This window comes from Paenibacillus sp. (assembly GCF_048976745.1).
Lineage (GTDB): Bacteria > Bacillota > Bacilli > Paenibacillales > Paenibacillaceae > Paenibacillus.
The window spans coordinates 306,108-321,105 of record NZ_JBHGUU010000005.1 but is presented as its reverse complement, the minus strand read 5'-3'; the positions used below and the strand labels follow the sequence as shown (position 1 = coordinate 321,105).

10 protein-coding genes are annotated in these 14,998 nt (G+C 47.7%); 5 read left to right on the top strand and 5 right to left on the bottom strand.

The window, feature by feature from the left end; genetic code table 11:
- Nucleotides 1–59 precede the first annotated feature (59 nt).
- The gene (locus ACE3K2_RS05215) at nt 60–3,335 is read left to right on the top strand and encodes a glycoside hydrolase family 48 protein (RefSeq protein WP_421887553.1); all 3,276 of its coding nucleotides are present in this window, start codon (nt 60–62) and stop codon (nt 3,333–3,335) included.
- A 516-nt stretch (nt 3,336–3,851) separates the two neighbouring features.
- Nucleotides 3,852–4,646 carry a C40 family peptidase gene (locus tag ACE3K2_RS05210; protein WP_421887550.1) on the top strand — a complete coding sequence of 265 codons (795 nt, stop codon included), beginning with the start codon at nt 3,852–3,854 and terminating at the stop codon, nt 4,644–4,646.
- Between the two features lie 124 nt (nt 4,647–4,770).
- Here ACE3K2_RS05210 and ACE3K2_RS05205 read toward each other — a convergent pair whose 3' ends face one another.
- Nucleotides 4,771–5,679, bottom strand: coding sequence for an ArsR/SmtB family transcription factor (locus tag ACE3K2_RS05205; RefSeq protein WP_421887547.1), 909 nt, complete (start codon nt 5,677–5,679; stop codon nt 4,771–4,773).
- Between the two features lie 179 nt (nt 5,680–5,858).
- On the opposite strand from ACE3K2_RS05205, the gene ACE3K2_RS05200 reads away from it, so the two are divergent.
- Nucleotides 5,859–7,364, top strand: a complete 1,506-nt coding sequence (locus tag ACE3K2_RS05200; RefSeq protein ID WP_421887544.1) for an alpha-N-arabinofuranosidase — start codon at nt 5,859–5,861, stop codon at nt 7,362–7,364.
- Between the two features lie 185 nt (nt 7,365–7,549).
- On the opposite strand, the gene ACE3K2_RS05195 is transcribed toward ACE3K2_RS05200, so the two are convergent.
- Nucleotides 7,550–8,302 (bottom strand): MBL fold metallo-hydrolase, encoded by a 753-nt coding sequence (locus ACE3K2_RS05195; RefSeq protein ID WP_421887541.1) that lies wholly within the window; start codon nt 8,300–8,302, stop codon nt 7,550–7,552.
- A 131-nt stretch (nt 8,303–8,433) separates the two neighbouring features.
- Between ACE3K2_RS05195 and ACE3K2_RS05190 the strand changes: the two genes are divergently transcribed.
- Nucleotides 8,434–8,865 carry an Lrp/AsnC family transcriptional regulator gene (locus tag ACE3K2_RS05190; protein ID WP_421887538.1) on the top strand — a complete coding sequence of 144 codons (432 nt, stop codon included), beginning with the start codon at nt 8,434–8,436 and terminating at the stop codon, nt 8,863–8,865.
- 34 nt (nt 8,866–8,899) lie between these two features.
- Here ACE3K2_RS05190 and ACE3K2_RS05185 read toward each other — a convergent pair whose 3' ends face one another.
- The 3 genes from ACE3K2_RS05185 to ACE3K2_RS05175 form a co-directional block, all read right to left on the bottom strand.
- Complete coding sequence (locus tag ACE3K2_RS05185; protein WP_421887535.1) at nt 8,900–9,400, bottom strand: hypothetical protein; 501 nt, start codon at nt 9,398–9,400, stop codon at nt 8,900–8,902.
- A 152-nt stretch (nt 9,401–9,552) separates the two neighbouring features.
- Nucleotides 9,553–11,370 (bottom strand): ABC transporter ATP-binding protein, encoded by a 1,818-nt coding sequence (locus tag ACE3K2_RS05180; protein ID WP_421887532.1) that lies wholly within the window; start codon nt 11,368–11,370, stop codon nt 9,553–9,555.
- Nucleotides 11,363–13,105 (bottom strand): ABC transporter ATP-binding protein, encoded by a 1,743-nt coding sequence (locus ACE3K2_RS05175; protein ID WP_421887529.1) that lies wholly within the window; start codon nt 13,103–13,105, stop codon nt 11,363–11,365. Before ACE3K2_RS05175 ends, ACE3K2_RS05180 begins: the two co-directional genes overlap by 8 nt.
- A gap of 360 nt (nt 13,106–13,465) precedes the next feature.
- Between ACE3K2_RS05175 and ACE3K2_RS05170 the strand changes: the two genes are divergently transcribed.
- Nucleotides 13,466–14,389 carry an S-layer homology domain-containing protein gene (locus ACE3K2_RS05170; protein WP_421887526.1) on the top strand — a complete coding sequence of 308 codons (924 nt, stop codon included), beginning with the start codon at nt 13,466–13,468 and terminating at the stop codon, nt 14,387–14,389.
- Nucleotides 14,390–14,998: the final 609 nt, after the last annotated feature.

Genomic DNA, 14,998 nt, shown 5'->3' with positions numbered 1-14,998 from the left:
ATGGGCAGACCAACACGCACTTATATTCAATTTCCACTATTACAGGGAGGTATATATTCATGTTGAAATCAGCTGCGAAAAAAAGTTTAACAGCCATGCTGGCGGGAACTGTCATGTTGACCGGATACACCGGACTCTGGGCAGGGCCGCAAACGGCACATGCCGAAGATCAGGCCATCGAGATTCAGGCAGACAGCATGAATGAAGCCCGGTTTTTGCAATTGTATGATCAGTTGAAAGATCCGGCGAACGGATATTTTTCGCCAGAGGGTCTACCTTATCATTCCATTGAGACCCTGCTGAGTGAGGCACCGGATTATGGTCATATGACGACGTCCGAGGCATACAGTTACTGGCTGTGGTTGGAAACGATGTATGGTCACTACACGGGAGATTGGTCCCAATTGGAAGCAGCATGGGACAGTATGGAAAAATACATTATCCCGGTCAATGAAGGCGATGGCAAAGAAGAGCAGCCTACCATGAGTTTTTACAATCCAAATAGCCCTGCCACGTACGCAGGGGAAAAACCTTTCCCAGATCAATATCCATCGCAACTTAATGGTCAATATGCAGCAGGTAAAGACCCGATTGATGCCGAACTTAAGGCGACTTATGGTGACAATCAGACCTATCTCATGCACTGGCTGGTCGATGTGGATGACTGGTATGGATATGGCAACCTGTTGAATCCATCACATACGGCTACCTATGTGAACACGTTCCAGCGTGGGGAACAGGAGTCTGTGTGGGAAGCCATTCCGCATCCATCCCAGGATGATAAATCTTTTGGTAAGGCAAACGAAGGTTTCATGAGCTTGTTCACCAAGGAAAATCAGGCACCGTCAGCACAATGGCGTTACACCAATGCAACGGATGCCGATGCACGTGCTGTACAGGTGCTGTATTGGGCGAAGGAGATGGGATACAACAATCCAGAATATCTGGATAAAGCGAAGAAGATGGGGGACTATCTGCGCTATGGGATGTATGATAAATACTTCCAGAAAATTGGAAGTGCAAAGAACGGTACACCTACTCCGGGCACAGGCAAGGATTCCAACATGTATCTCATGGCTTGGTATACGTCTTGGGGCGGTGGCTTGGGTCAAGGTGGGGATTGGGCTTGGCGCATTGGAGCGAGCCATACCCATCAAGCTTACCAAAACCCGGTTGCAGCCTATGCCTTGTCTGACCCGGCTGGCGGCTTGATTCCAGAATCAGCAACAGCGAAGGCTGATTGGAATGCTACGCTGAAACGTCAGCTGGAATTCTACACTTGGCTACAAACCCATGAGGGAGCCATTGGCGGGGGAGCAACCAACAGTATTGGTGGTTCCTATGCGGCTTATCCGGCAGGCGTTAGTACATTCTATGACATGGCCTATCAAGAAGCACCAGTATATCGTGATCCGGATTCCAACACCTGGTTTGGATTCCAGGCATGGCCGCTGGAGCGTGTAGCCGAGATGTACTATATTCTTGCGGAGAGTGGTGATTTGACCTCTGAGAACTTCCAGATGGCCAAAAAAGTAATCACGAAGTGGATCGACTGGAGTAAGGATTATGTGTTTGTAGGGGAACGTCCGGTGACGGATGCGCAAGGCTATTATCTGAATGCGGCTGGACAGCGCATTTTGGGTGGAACGAATGTTCAGGTAGCGACAACGCCTGCTCCGGGAGAGTTCTGGATTCCGGGTGGTCAGGAATGGCAGGGGCAACCGGACAAATGGAACGGATTCAGTTCATTTACGGAAAATCCGAATTTCCGTGTAACGACCAAAGATCCAGTGCAGGATACAGGAGTTCTGGGAAGTTACGTTAAGGCGCTGACCTTCTTCGCAGCGGGAACACAGGCAGAGAATGGCACACTTAGCGTGAAAGGCCAAGAAGCCAAGGATCTGGCTGAGGCCCTGTTGGATACAGCTTGGGATTACAATGATGGCGTGGGGATTGTTACGGAAGAAGAACGTAAAGACTACTTCCGCTTCTTTGCCAAAGAGATCTATATCCCGGCAAACTGGTCTGGTACCTTTGGTCAAGGCAACACAATTCCGGGTACGGCAGGTGTACCATCCGATCCGGCGAAAGGCGGCAATGGTGTATACATTGGATACTCCGATCTGCGACCAGCCATCAAGCAAGATCCGGCGTGGGCTTACCTGGATAACCTGTACAAAACGTCGTATAACCCGACAACAAAACAGTGGGAAAACGGAGCACCTACCTTTACGTATCACCGCTTCTGGTCACAGGTGGATATGGCTACAGCGTATGGCGAGTATGATCGTCTGCTCGGCGATTCCGATAGTCCGGAAGTGGAAGTGCCCGCTGCTCCTGCTGGTGTAACAGCAACTGGAGGAAGCGAGCAAGTGGTATTGAATTGGAACGCAGCTGCTGGTGCAGCCTCGTATACCGTAAAACGTGCAGAAGTGGACGGTGGTCCTTATACGCCTGTAGCGACAGGAATCACAGGATCAACATTCACGGATACAGGTTTGACTAACGGCACTACGTATTATTATGTCATCACTGCGGTGAATGCCGTAGGTGAGTCCGCACCATCGACACAGGCATCTGCAACACCGTTGGCAGGTGTGGTTGTACCGGGCGTATTCAACCTTACCGGAACAGCTGGCAATGCCCAGGCGGTACTGACATGGACAGCATCGACTGGGGCAGCAAGTTATAAGGTACAACGTTCGGTAGGCAGCGGGGCATATGCTGATCTGGCAACTGGTTTGACCGCACTGACCTATACCGACGCTACAGCGGTGAATGGTACAACTTACAATTACAGAGTTGTAGCCATGAATACGAGTGGTCAGACGAATTCGAATGTATTGGTGTTGACACCATTAGCCCCGCCAGTCACAACGGGAGCGCTTGAAGTTCAATATCGCAATGGTGGTTCAGGAACTTCAGGCAATGCGATTACTCCACAGTTTAATGTGAAGAATACGGGCACAACTGCTGTGGACTTGAGCAAAGTGAAGATCCGGTATTATTTCACAAAGGATAGTGCCGCTGATCTGAGTTTCTGGTGTGATTATGCACAGATTGGCAGTGGTAACGTGGAAGGGCATTTTGTTTCGATAGATCCGGCCAAGGGCACGGCAGATACCTATCTGGAGATTGGATTCAAATCGGGAGCTGGCAGCTTGGCTGCGGGTGCCGAGACCGGAATTATCCAGACACGTTTCTCGAAAAACAACTGGACCAATTTTGATCTAACGAATGATTATTCCTTTGATTCCACCCAAACGGCCTTTAGTTCCTGGACGAAAGTTACTGCTTATCAGGACGGCGCCAAGGTATGGGGGATTGAACCTTAAATGAGCTGGCGGAACAGCTGTAGAGCATTTACTACTCATACAGGTTGACAGGTTAAGCCGGGGAGAAGTCCCTGGCTTTTCTTTTTATTTTTATGGCAATCCTTCGAAGTTAAGCGATTTTGACCAATTCGTATTAAGGCTGAAGGCAAAAATGTGAATTCGGGGAACGGTATTCAGAGATTGAATCATAGTAATGTTTACCATATTTGCGATTTTAAACATTAAAAACTAGTTCTTATGACGCATGTCCTGAATGAGAAATGGCCTAACTCTTGTATTGCGGAAAAATGAAGCATATCAAATAGTTACAATAATTTAACCTTTCAAAAAGAAGGGATCAGCAGTGAATTTTTCCAGCAGGTGATGGACAGACCCTGATACTTAGTGCTCAAATGTGTCTATATCAATACAGGACTTTTGACTGATGAACGTTATGGATAGCCCGTTTACAATGGGGCAAGCCCGGGAGAACCAAGCCAGGTTAAAATTCTGTAACATCAGGGGGAACTCGACATCATGAATTGGAAGAAAACGATTATTACGGCAAGTGTCACAGCAACGATGCTGATGGGAAGTCTGACGACAGGAGCACTAACGGCACAGGTATCGGCAGCTGCTGTTGAGAATTCACAAGTAAAAGTAATTTGGGGCGTAAACCTACGCACAACACCTTCTTCTTCTGCGAAGATTGTTCGCTTGGTCGCTAAAGGGGAAACGGTAACGGTGCTTCAGCAATCCGGTTCGGATTGGTATAAAGTTAAGGATTCTGCTAATCGGACAGGCTACATATCTTCTTCATCCAAATACACACAAGCGGTTAGTGGCGGCACAAGCGGATCGGGTTCGAATAGTGCTACATCAGAAACAGGCAATGCGTCTGTGGAAAAAGTCATTGCGGCGGGAATGAAATATTTGGGCACACCCTATGAATTCGGAGCGAGTCGTAACAGCACAGCCACTTTTGACTGTTCCAGCTTTGTACGTCAGGCTTTCATCGATGCACTGGGCATCAAGCTTCCAGCGGATTCTCGTAAACAAGGAGCCTATGTAAAAGCCAAGGGTGCGGTTCAGACCAACTGGAAGAACCTGAAACGCGGTGATCTGATGTATTTCATGTCGTATAAAGGCAGTTCTGCATCATCGTATTCGGGCGTTAATAAATCCACTGCAACGATTACCCACACAGGGATTTACTTGGGTGACGGCAAAGTATTACACACATATTCTAACGCTGGCGGTGGTGTAACAACTAGTGATATCTCCGGCAAACATTGGGAGTACCGCTTCCTGTTTGGTGGCAGTGCACTGTAAGTTGGAACAAGAACATTCAATATTTCGCACATGTTCATATGAATTATGATTACAAAACACCTTCCATTCTGCCTTTGACGGGCGAATGAAAGGTGTTTTTGTGTTATTTATTATTTTTAAAAACTCAATCGTGATAGTACAGTCGGAACAGGATGTCCTGGTCGTAGTTACCGAATCCCTCGCCATATAAGGTAAGCCCGCCAACATGTTGAGCATCTTCCTCCACCGAAAGACGAAGAGTCCATTGGTTGCGTTCAACCGGGATATCTGCGAGTGTGATGTCGGATAGATGTTGTCCATCAATAAACGTACCCTCATTGGTAATTCGGAGTACCTTGAGCATGCCGTATTGATTGACACTGTCACTCCACCATTCCGGGGTGAACATACCACGTCCGTTGCCAGAATCTCCAGGGCTTGTCCATTCCCCCAATCGGATGCCATTAAGCATGAATGTAATATCCGAGGGCCAATTTGGATTAACGGAAGGTGCTTCTGACCCGATCTCGAGGGACAATTCAATGGCGTTGATCTGCTGTCCGGATAAGATATAGTTTGGAATTTTGTACTCCACAAATCCACGGCCAAACCACAGAATATGGGCGTGCATCCGCTCAGGGTCAAGAAAATAACGAGGATCATCATACTGTCCGATAACATGATTGGACGTAGCCAGACCACATGTCGGATATACGTCAAAGTGGGTGTAGTGTCCCACAGGTACAGAAACTTCGTGCAGTTTGCGCGCTGTCCCGCTTTCCTGCGGCATGGAGATGCCAATCCAGTCTACAGCAAGGCTGTTCATTTTATGTGTGCCGCCGTCTTTGCGTATCATTTTGGACTGAATAATGCCCACATCCTGAAGTTTGCGGACATGCATGGTCACGATAGCACTACTCAGACCCAGTGAAGCAGCAAGGTCTTTCACATTCATCGGAGTCTCTGCAACAAGGCGGATGATCTGTAAACGTACTTCACTTGCAAGTGCTTCATATAGGGGGAGCCATTCGGCATCGGTATTTGCTCTGATCACAGTTGTTCCTCCATTTTTTCTGTATAGAATTAAGTTAAACATAAATTCAGTAAAAAGAATAACATTTTGCAAAATTCAGGTTGAAATTAAGGCTATAATCGATTTTAATATAAATATGAACGTTGATCCATAGAATATCAATTAATTTTTATATTAATCTTAAGGAGTTGAAATTCATTATGGAAAAAGCAAAAATGACGGTAGATAAAGATTTTACTATTGGTGTAGTGGATAAGCGCTTGTACGGATCTTTTATTGAGCATCTGGGGCGTGCTGTCTATGGCGGAATTTACGAGCCAGGGCATCCATCAGCGAACGAACAGGGTTTCCGCACGGATGTGCTGGAGATGGTCAAGGAGTTGAATGTACCGATTGTACGTTATCCAGGCGGCAATTTTGTATCCGGTTACAATTGGGAAGATTCGGTTGGGCCTGTGTCTGAACGCAAGCGCAGACTGGAACTGGCCTGGAGAACGATTGAGACCAATGAATTTGGCTTCAACGAATTCGTAGACTGGGCGAAACAGGCCAATTCCGAAGTCATGATGGCCGTTAATCTGGGAACACGGGGCGCTGATGCAGCCCGAAATATTGTAGAGTATAGCAACCATCCGGAAGGTTCGTATTATAGTGATCTTCGCATCAAGCATGGATACAAACAGCCGCATGCGATCAAAACATGGTGTCTGGGCAACGAGATGGATGGTCCTTGGCAGATCGGTCACAAAACGGCAGAAGAGTATGGACGTGCAGCTGTTGAAGCCGCTAAAGTCATGAAATGGACGGACCCGACCATTGAACTGGTAGCCTGCGGAAGTTCAAACCTGAATATGCCATCATTCCCGGATTGGGAAGCAACCGTGCTGGATCATACGTATGATCATGTGGAGTATCTGTCCCTGCATCAGTACTATGGTAATCAGGAGCAGGATACGCCAACGTTCCTGGCACGCTCGCTTGAAATGGATCGTTTCATCGATACGGTGAAGGCGACTTGTGATTATATTAAAGCGAAGAAACGCAGCAAAAAGACGATGTTTCTGTCCTTTGACGAGTGGAATGTATGGTATCACTCTCATGAAAGTGACTCTAAAATGGACCCGTGGCAGATTGCTCCGCCTCAGCTGGAGGATATCTACAACCACGAGGATGCACTGCTTGTTGGTTGTATGTTGATCAGCATGCTCAAACATGCGGATCGGGTCAAAATGGCATGTTTGGCACAACTGGTGAATGTTATTGCGCCGATCATGACAGAGACGGGTGGTGGTTCATGGAGACAGACGATCTTCTATCCATTCATGCATACATCCCTGTTTGGACGCGGAACAGCATTGGTACCATTGATCCAGTCACCAAAATACGATACCAAACAAATCACGGATGTTCCTTACCTGGAGGGTATTGCAGTTCATAACGAAGAGCAGGGGGAAGTGACTGTATTTGCAGTCAACCGTCATCTGGAAGAATCACTTCCGCTCGAAGTGGATCTGCGCAGTTTCGGCAAGTGCAGCTTGATCGAGCATATCGTGCTGGAAAGTGATGATCTCAAAGCATCGAATACGGCGGCACAACCAAACCGTGTTGCTCCTCATAATCGAGGGGGTGCAGTTGTATCCGAGACCCTGATTACGGCGAGCTTGGCGAAAGCATCATGGAATGTAATTCGATTGAAAGTGCAGTAATGGATTAACATAAAGGGATGGGACACGTGGGAGCGCAATGGCAGGCTTGGTGCCTGAGAGGGATGTCTGCGGCTCAGCATGCTTCCTTAATCATAAAAAGCTGGGTGCGAATTCATCGCATCCAGCTTTTTCGTTGTATTTTATAAGGAAAGGGAAGGTTATTTCTCTTCAGCATAGCTTCCGCTTCAAAACTCAAAACTTTCGCCATCACGCGGAATGAGTACCTGTCCATCCATCTGCTCGGATGCCAGATAAGTGGCAAGATCCGTGCGAGACATCATGCAATGGTTAATCGCATCCATGTGCACAGCGATGACATGAGCAGACGGCGCATGGCGCTTCACGGCGACAACGTCAGGCCCGTCCATTGTAATGGGATCACCCTCCACGAATCGTGCACCTCCGGCATTCACGACAATGACTTCCGGGGCATATTGACGAATGGCCTCAGCAGGTTCATCACACCAGATGGTATCGCCGGCAATGTACGTGACAGGTTCTGCATCTGCTTCAAGTACGAAACCGGACACGTTGCCCATACGTTCGCCGATTTCTCCTGTGCCATGATGCCCGGATGTACGGGCCAATCGAACAGAATGATGCTCATGCTTTTCATCTACGGCGGTTACATTCGTGAATCCGGCACCCAGAAATACATGCTCATCCCCAGGCTGGCAGATGAGGGGAATGTCTTTGCCAAGTTGTTCTGCCGCTGCTTCATCCCAGTGATCCGGATGGGTATGTGTCACAATCAACAGATCTGGATTCAGATAATCCGTTTCGGTTTCAGGCAGAGCCACCCTTGGATTACGTAACTCATTGGGTGTATTAGGGAATGCAGGCATGACTTCGGCGTCCATCAGCATCGGATCAACAAGAATGTTCAGACCTCCGTATTCCAGCCACAGTGTAGCATTGCGAATCAATTGAATTTTCATTATATTTGCACTCCTTCGGGTTGTTGAATAGTATTACCCTATATGGTATACAACCCGTTTAACGCCGTACATAACATGATGAATGGAATTAGGCCACGCTAATTTCACCGTGAAAGGATTGCTGAAGCAAGATGAATGAAATGATAGATGACACAGATATACGTATTTTAGAGATCCTGATTCAGGATGCAAAACGTTCTCACAAAGAGATCGGTGAAGAGGTGCATCTCACAGGACAGGCCGTCGGTGCAAGAGTGCGCAAGCTGCAAGATCTGGGTGTAATCGAAGGGTACACGGTAAAATGGAACCCGGAACGCCTTGGCCTCGGCCTGCAGGCATTTGTCACGGTTTTCTTGAACTCCGGTGAGCGGCATGCTGCTTTTCGTACATTCATTGCTGATCGTAAGGACATCGTTGAAGTCCATCGCGTCAGTGGAGAAGGCTGTTATCTGATGCGGGTGCAGACCAGCACCACAGAGCAACTTGGACAACTTCTGGAAGCATTGCTGCCTTACGGCAATTACAAAGTCAGCCTGTCCATAGGTGTGGAGAAATCACAGTGATATGGGGGAAGCTTGTCCTCATCCATCCCTATACTCAACCCTTTTGCTGCTGTTCCAGCAAAGTCTCCTGAAGCAAAGTCACTGCCTGGTTCAGCTCTTTTTTACTGAGTAGATGATCCGTTTGAATATGAGCCCGGGTGCCGTCCTTCAGGAACAGAACGATCATGGGAGAAGCAGACAGGAGCCACTTGCTGCGGGCAGGTGAGGCGGGTTCAACTTTACGAATCCGGCTCCATGGAATCTTCCGTTTACCCGTGCTCAACGCATCATCATCCCAGGATAACAACACGGCAGGAGTTCTGGTTAGTCGTGAGACGAACATGAAGAACAACGGCCCAACAAACCACATACCCAGCACGGCTGCGATGGAATAGTATATCGTCTCCAGTCTTTCGGCTTGCCCGTCCACGATGATCCATAATAGGCTCACGCACAAGAGAAGGAAAAGGAAGCATAGACTTCCTTTCCATAGAGCCGTGCTGCGTCGGTAACGAATCTGCTGAAGGTCAGGCCTGGTTGTTTCACGTTGTTGCATAGATGCTCCTCCTCATTAACAATGCTGATCGATATGCCAAACGTGCCGCCTGCATGAGCAGAGCGGCATGTTCAACGTTATTGGCTATAACACAGACTCAGATGAGTTCATAAGCCCGATCTATAGTTTAACACGAACTTAATTCAGGTCCATTACCCTGATATCGCTGGATTTTTACCTGCATCACGCGCATGGGTGTACAGATCGGCATATACGCCTTTGGCTGCGATTAGTTCCATGTGCGGGCCTTCCTCCACAATCTCGCCATTCTCCATCACCAGAATTCGATCGGCATGCATCACCGTGGACAGGCGATGGGCAATAACAATGGTGGTGCGTCCCTGGGATACCGATTCCAGCGCCTGCTGCACAAGTTGTTCCGTGTGTGAGTCCAGATTGGCGGTTGCCTCATCCAGGATGAGCACACGGGGTTGGAATACCACGATCCGGGCAAACGAGATCAACTGCCGCTCCCCGGCGGACAGTCCGCTTCCGCGTTCCGACAGATGTGTATCATACCCTTGTGGCAAACGTGAAATCATGGCATGTGCTCCGACAAACCGGCAGGCTTCAATGGCCTGCTCTCGCGTAATATCCTCACGAAACATTCTCACATTATCAATGATGGAACCGGAGAACAGGAAGGGTTCCTGTTGAATCAGACCCACGATCCGATGAAGCTTGGCCTGCGGCAGATGCCGGATATCGGTACCATCAATCTCAATACTGCCTTTGTCTACATCATAGAAGCGATTGAGCAGGGAGATCAGTGTGCTTTTGCCAGCGCCTGTTGTGCCTACAATACCTACCATTTCACCCGGATAGAGGTGCAGGTTCATCTGCTGGATCAGGGGCCGATCTGCCCGATAACCAAACGACACATTATTAAAATCGATCTGGCCCATCACGTTCCGAGGTTCCAGCGAGGAGGCTATCCCGGGATGGGGATCGGCAACTTCAGGCCGTGTATTCAGAATATTCCAGATGCGATCCATGGATACGGTGGTGGACTGGAATGTATTCCACTGCATCGTGATCTGGTTAATCGGTTGAAAGAACTGACGAATATAACTGATAAACGCATACAATACACCGACTTGCAGGGATTCGCCCAGTACGGCGCGACCTCCAAGCCAGACCATCATGACCAGTGCCGCATTGCCAAGGATATCAAACGTCCGGTTGAATATAACATTGGAGCGGGCTTGAGCAATGTTAGCTTTCAGATGGAGCTCATTTTGTTCTGAGAAACGTTTTTTCTGTTCTTCCTCCTGGTGAAATGCTTGAATGAGGAACATGCCGGACAAGTTTTCCGCCGTAAATGCGATCAAACGGGAAAGACGCGTACGGGCATTCTGATAAGCTTTGCGCAGTCGACTACGGAATAATACCGCAACAACGGCGATGACCGGCAGCACGATCAGAGAATAACTCGCCAGTACAGGGTCAAGCTGGAACATAAAAACGATAATGAGCACCAGCATCATGCCATCCCGAATCAGACTGAGTAGTACCTGAGTGAAAAAGCTGCTGATGGTTTCCGTATCACTGGACACGTTTGTCACCAGACTGCCGATATGAAAACGGTCAAAGAAGGACATGGACATCTTGGAGATATGTTTGAACAGGTCCTTTCGGATCCGGGATACAATGTTCTGTCCCACATGCTGCAACAGATTATTCTGAATGTAGGTAAAAATAAAACTGATGACAGCCAGCCCGAGAAAGATGGCTGCGAGCTGAACGAGAAAGCCTACACTGGTCTGGCCGATGGCCAGATGATCATCGATGGCGATCTTCACCAGATAGGGTTGCAGCAGATCTGCCGATATGCCAAGCAGTGAGCAGAGGAAGATACCGACAAAAGCCCATTTATGCGGTTTGGCGTATGCCATCATCGCTTTGAACGAAGTTCGTTTACTCTGATCGTCTTCTGCATCTTGGCGAAGTTCAGTGTTAGCGTTAGACATGATGTAGTCCCTCCTCCTGCAAACGGTAGGTGGCCGCATATAATCCCTTGGCAGCCATCAACTGAGCATGTGTTCCCTGCTCGGCGACTCGCCCGTCATCCAGAACGATAATATCGTCCGCGTGACGCACCGCGCTGATACGATGAGAGATGATCAATGTGGTCTTGCCCTTGCCGATCTCGCGCAGACTGCGCAGAATACCACTCTCTGTGACGGCATCAACTGCGCTCATGCTGTCATCCAGAATAAGTAACTGAGCTTGCTTGATCAGTCCTCTTGCAAGGCTGGTTCGCTGACGTTGTCCACCAGACAGAGTGAGTCCACGTTCGCCGAGCAGTGTATCAAAGCGATCAGGAAAACGGACAATATTGTCATAGATCATGGCTTGCCGTGCACTATGTTCCACTGTATCCAGCGATACTTCCCGGTCACTGAAAGCGATGTTATCCCGAATGGTGGTACTAAACAGGAATCCATCCTGAGGGACATAGGCGATGCGCGATCTCAGACTTTCCAGCGACAGCTGCCGAATATCGGTACCATTGATACGAATCGTTCCTTCAGGTGGTTCATATGTACGCAGCAATAGCTTAACGAGGGTACTTTTACCTGACCCGGTTTTGCCTACAATACCGACCGTTCGCCCGGCACGGATATTAAGTTGAATGTTTTTGAGGGCAGGGGATGAACTGCCAGGATAGGAGAAGGTTAGATTCTCCATGGTGATGTCTTGTACGGTTTGGATCGCTGTGGCTTCAGGAAGTTCGCGCACATCGGCTACTTCGCTGAGCAGGTCATTCACCCGCTCCAGTGATGCGCCAGAACGCTGAACGGTATTAATGACATTTCCGATCTGTTGAAGCGGACCCATGATAATACGCAGATATAAGGTTAAGGCGACAAAACTCCCGAGTGTGATGGAATTCTGCATGGTCATGATACCTCCGACAAGCAGAGAAACAACTAATGAGATGGCTCCCAGCAGCGGGAGCAAGGCTTGAAACAAGGAAGACAGACGAACGAGCCGAAGCTGTCTGCTCTTGATTGCATCGACGGTAGTTCCAAAGCGTGCACGAGCACTGTCTTCGATGGCAAACGTCTTGGTTACGCGAATGCCACCCAGCTGCTCTTCTGCGGATTCCGTCATGGTTGCAAGAGCTTCCTGTACGTCGCGAGAGCGTTTGCGAATCCGCGGACCGAAAAATACGACCAGAAATGGAATCGCCAGCAAAGGTACAACACTGATTAGAATGAGTGTCAACGGAATCCCGCTAAGCAGCATCATGACAATGCAGGACAACAACAGGAAGGTGGCATTGGTCATGAGCGTCACGCCGTTGGAAATCGCTTCACGTACGGAAGTAACATCATTCATGACATAACTGAGTAGTTTTCCGTTCCCCTGTTTGGAGAAATAATGTTCGCTAAGTTCGGAAAACTTACTGAATATACGCTCACGCGTCATGAATTCGAAGCGTCGACCAAGCTTCATGATCATGAATTGCCCTGTACCGAACAGCAGATTGTACCCGATAGCAATAGCCAAAAGAGACAGGCTGTACCTTACGACCGTCTGCATCTGAAGCGTGTTCTGTATCAACTGATCCGTGAAACTGCCGAGTATGCGGGGCAAGGATGCTTGCCCGACATTGGAGGCAATAATCAGAAGAACAGCAACCAGATAGACAGGCCAGTTGGACACAACATAACCGCGAAGTAATCCTTTCTTGGACATAAGCGTTGTTCTCCTTTTGTTATAGGTGAAGTCAGTTCAGCGGGTGGAGTCAAGAAAAGGGCCGACACCTGTGATTAGCGCGTCGTGCCCTCTTACTGTATGCGATCCAGTTCGCTGTTTATCCGTCATCCGATGGATTTCTCTATCCTTATTTTTGCGCTAATCCGAATGGATGTCAACGGAGCCACTTAGCAAAAAGCAGGCGATCGGATTATCGGCGTCGGAAAGGAACTCTATGCAGTGTTCCCGTGTTGTATTCACCAGATGTCGAAATTACTGAAACATTTTCCGAGGGTATGCCGTCTGTAGGAATGAAGAGGTAAAAAATAGGCTTTACTAATTATATGGAGGTGCCAGGAAATGAAACATAAAAAAGGATTGGCTGCAACACTTGCACTCTGCGTTTCTTTGACAGCAGGAGGTGCATCGGTATTGGCTTTCTCAGATGTGAAGGATGAAGGTCAGAAGTCGGTTGTGGATTCATTGAAATCAAAAGGCATTGTTAGCGGAGTAACAGCGGATCTGTTCCGTCCAGATCTCGCATTGTCCGAGCCACAGGGTGTTCAACTGATTGTGAACGCATTTGGTCTGAAAAATGAATTTGCGGAAGCATCCGCTCAGAATAAAATCAGTCCGGATACGTGGTATGCCGATGCGGTGCAGGCCGCTACTCAGAATGGACTGTCCATTCCGGTGGAAGTGAACCCGCAGGGCAAGATGACACGGGAGCAATTTGTTATTTTGCTTCATGAAGGCATTAACACAACCGGGAATTATCCGGTCATCATGAAGTATAATCTTGTTAAGGACGAAAATAAAATCGGTAAGGACGCCATATCTGCAGTCCAGAACCTGCTGAACATGAACATCATTGAACTGGATAAGGACGGGAATTTCCGTCCAGATCAGTCGCTTACCCGTATGGAGGCTGCAAGCATGATCTTCAATGCACTCGAATTTGTGGATAAACACGGCAATGGCGGCTCAGCAGAGCCAGCTCCAACCAATCCAGGTGAAGGCCAACAAGCGATTGTACCTGAAGTGACAACAACGAAGGTTGATGATAAAACAACCAAAGTTAAACTCACTGCTGAAATGCCACACCCTGGTTATGGATTGAAGATTGATGATGTGAAACTGGAGAAGGATGGACGCGCGATCGTGCTCTATTCCATTATTCAACCCGATCCGGATATGATGTATCCGATGGTCATCACGAATGTGACCGCAGAAACGGATATCCCAACAGGATATACGGCAGAAGCTCAACCTTCTGGCAAATAAATTCGTTGCAAACCCTATAACTAAACATGGATAAAACGGATGTGTATCCTCAAAGCCCCTCTCCATACTATATGGAGAGGGGCTTTTTATTTGTTTTGAAACGGTACATAAACTTTCATATGATCACTTATATTACATTCAGAGATATTAAATGTGACATATAAATGAAATGAAATGGATACCTGCTTAGGATATCAAGCCAATTCGTGTTACTGAATCGGCTTTTTTTAATGCTCTTTTCCCACATATCTATGGATATCAGATTCCACATCTTGTGCAAAATCTACACATGTGTCTTCATAATTGCAGTGTTTATAAGCATTTATGCATCTGAAGGCAAAGATAAAAACAACATATATACGAAAGAGGGAGGAGAAATATAGAATAAAGGCAAGCCATTTACGGACTTGTAATATGCGATAGATATGTGATAGATAATATTACATTATTTCACATCGGTAAAACCTTAAGTCCTATAAACCTTAGAATTCAGTATGATGCTTGCAGACATGAACATCGTGTCCGAAAAGTATATGTGGGTTTTGACTTTAAGGTCTGTTTTTTAAGTTAAGTTCAGATACGACATCTTTCAGTTTCATGAGGTGAAAC

Bases quoted from the DNA above. Each gene is read 5' to 3' on its own strand.
- ACE3K2_RS05190 (WP_421887538.1), top strand. From the start codon at position 8,434: ATGAATGAAATGATAGATGACACAGATATACGTATTTTAGAGATCCTG.
- ACE3K2_RS05175 (WP_421887529.1), bottom strand. From the start codon at position 13,105: ATGTCCAAGAAAGGATTACTTCGCGGTTATGTTGTGTCCAACTGGCCT.
- ACE3K2_RS05200 (WP_421887544.1), top strand. From the start codon at position 5,859: ATGGAAAAAGCAAAAATGACGGTAGATAAAGATTTTACTATTGGTGTA.
- ACE3K2_RS05185 (WP_421887535.1), bottom strand. From the start codon at position 9,400: ATGCAACAACGTGAAACAACCAGGCCTGACCTTCAGCAGATTCGTTAC.
- ACE3K2_RS05215 (WP_421887553.1), top strand. From the start codon at position 60: ATGTTGAAATCAGCTGCGAAAAAAAGTTTAACAGCCATGCTGGCGGGA.
- ACE3K2_RS05180 (WP_421887532.1), bottom strand. From the start codon at position 11,370: ATGTCTAACGCTAACACTGAACTTCGCCAAGATGCAGAAGACGATCAG.
- ACE3K2_RS05210 (WP_421887550.1), top strand. From the start codon at position 3,852: ATGAATTGGAAGAAAACGATTATTACGGCAAGTGTCACAGCAACGATG.
- ACE3K2_RS05195 (WP_421887541.1), bottom strand. From the start codon at position 8,302: ATGAAAATTCAATTGATTCGCAATGCTACACTGTGGCTGGAATACGGA.
- ACE3K2_RS05170 (WP_421887526.1), top strand. From the start codon at position 13,466: ATGAAACATAAAAAAGGATTGGCTGCAACACTTGCACTCTGCGTTTCT.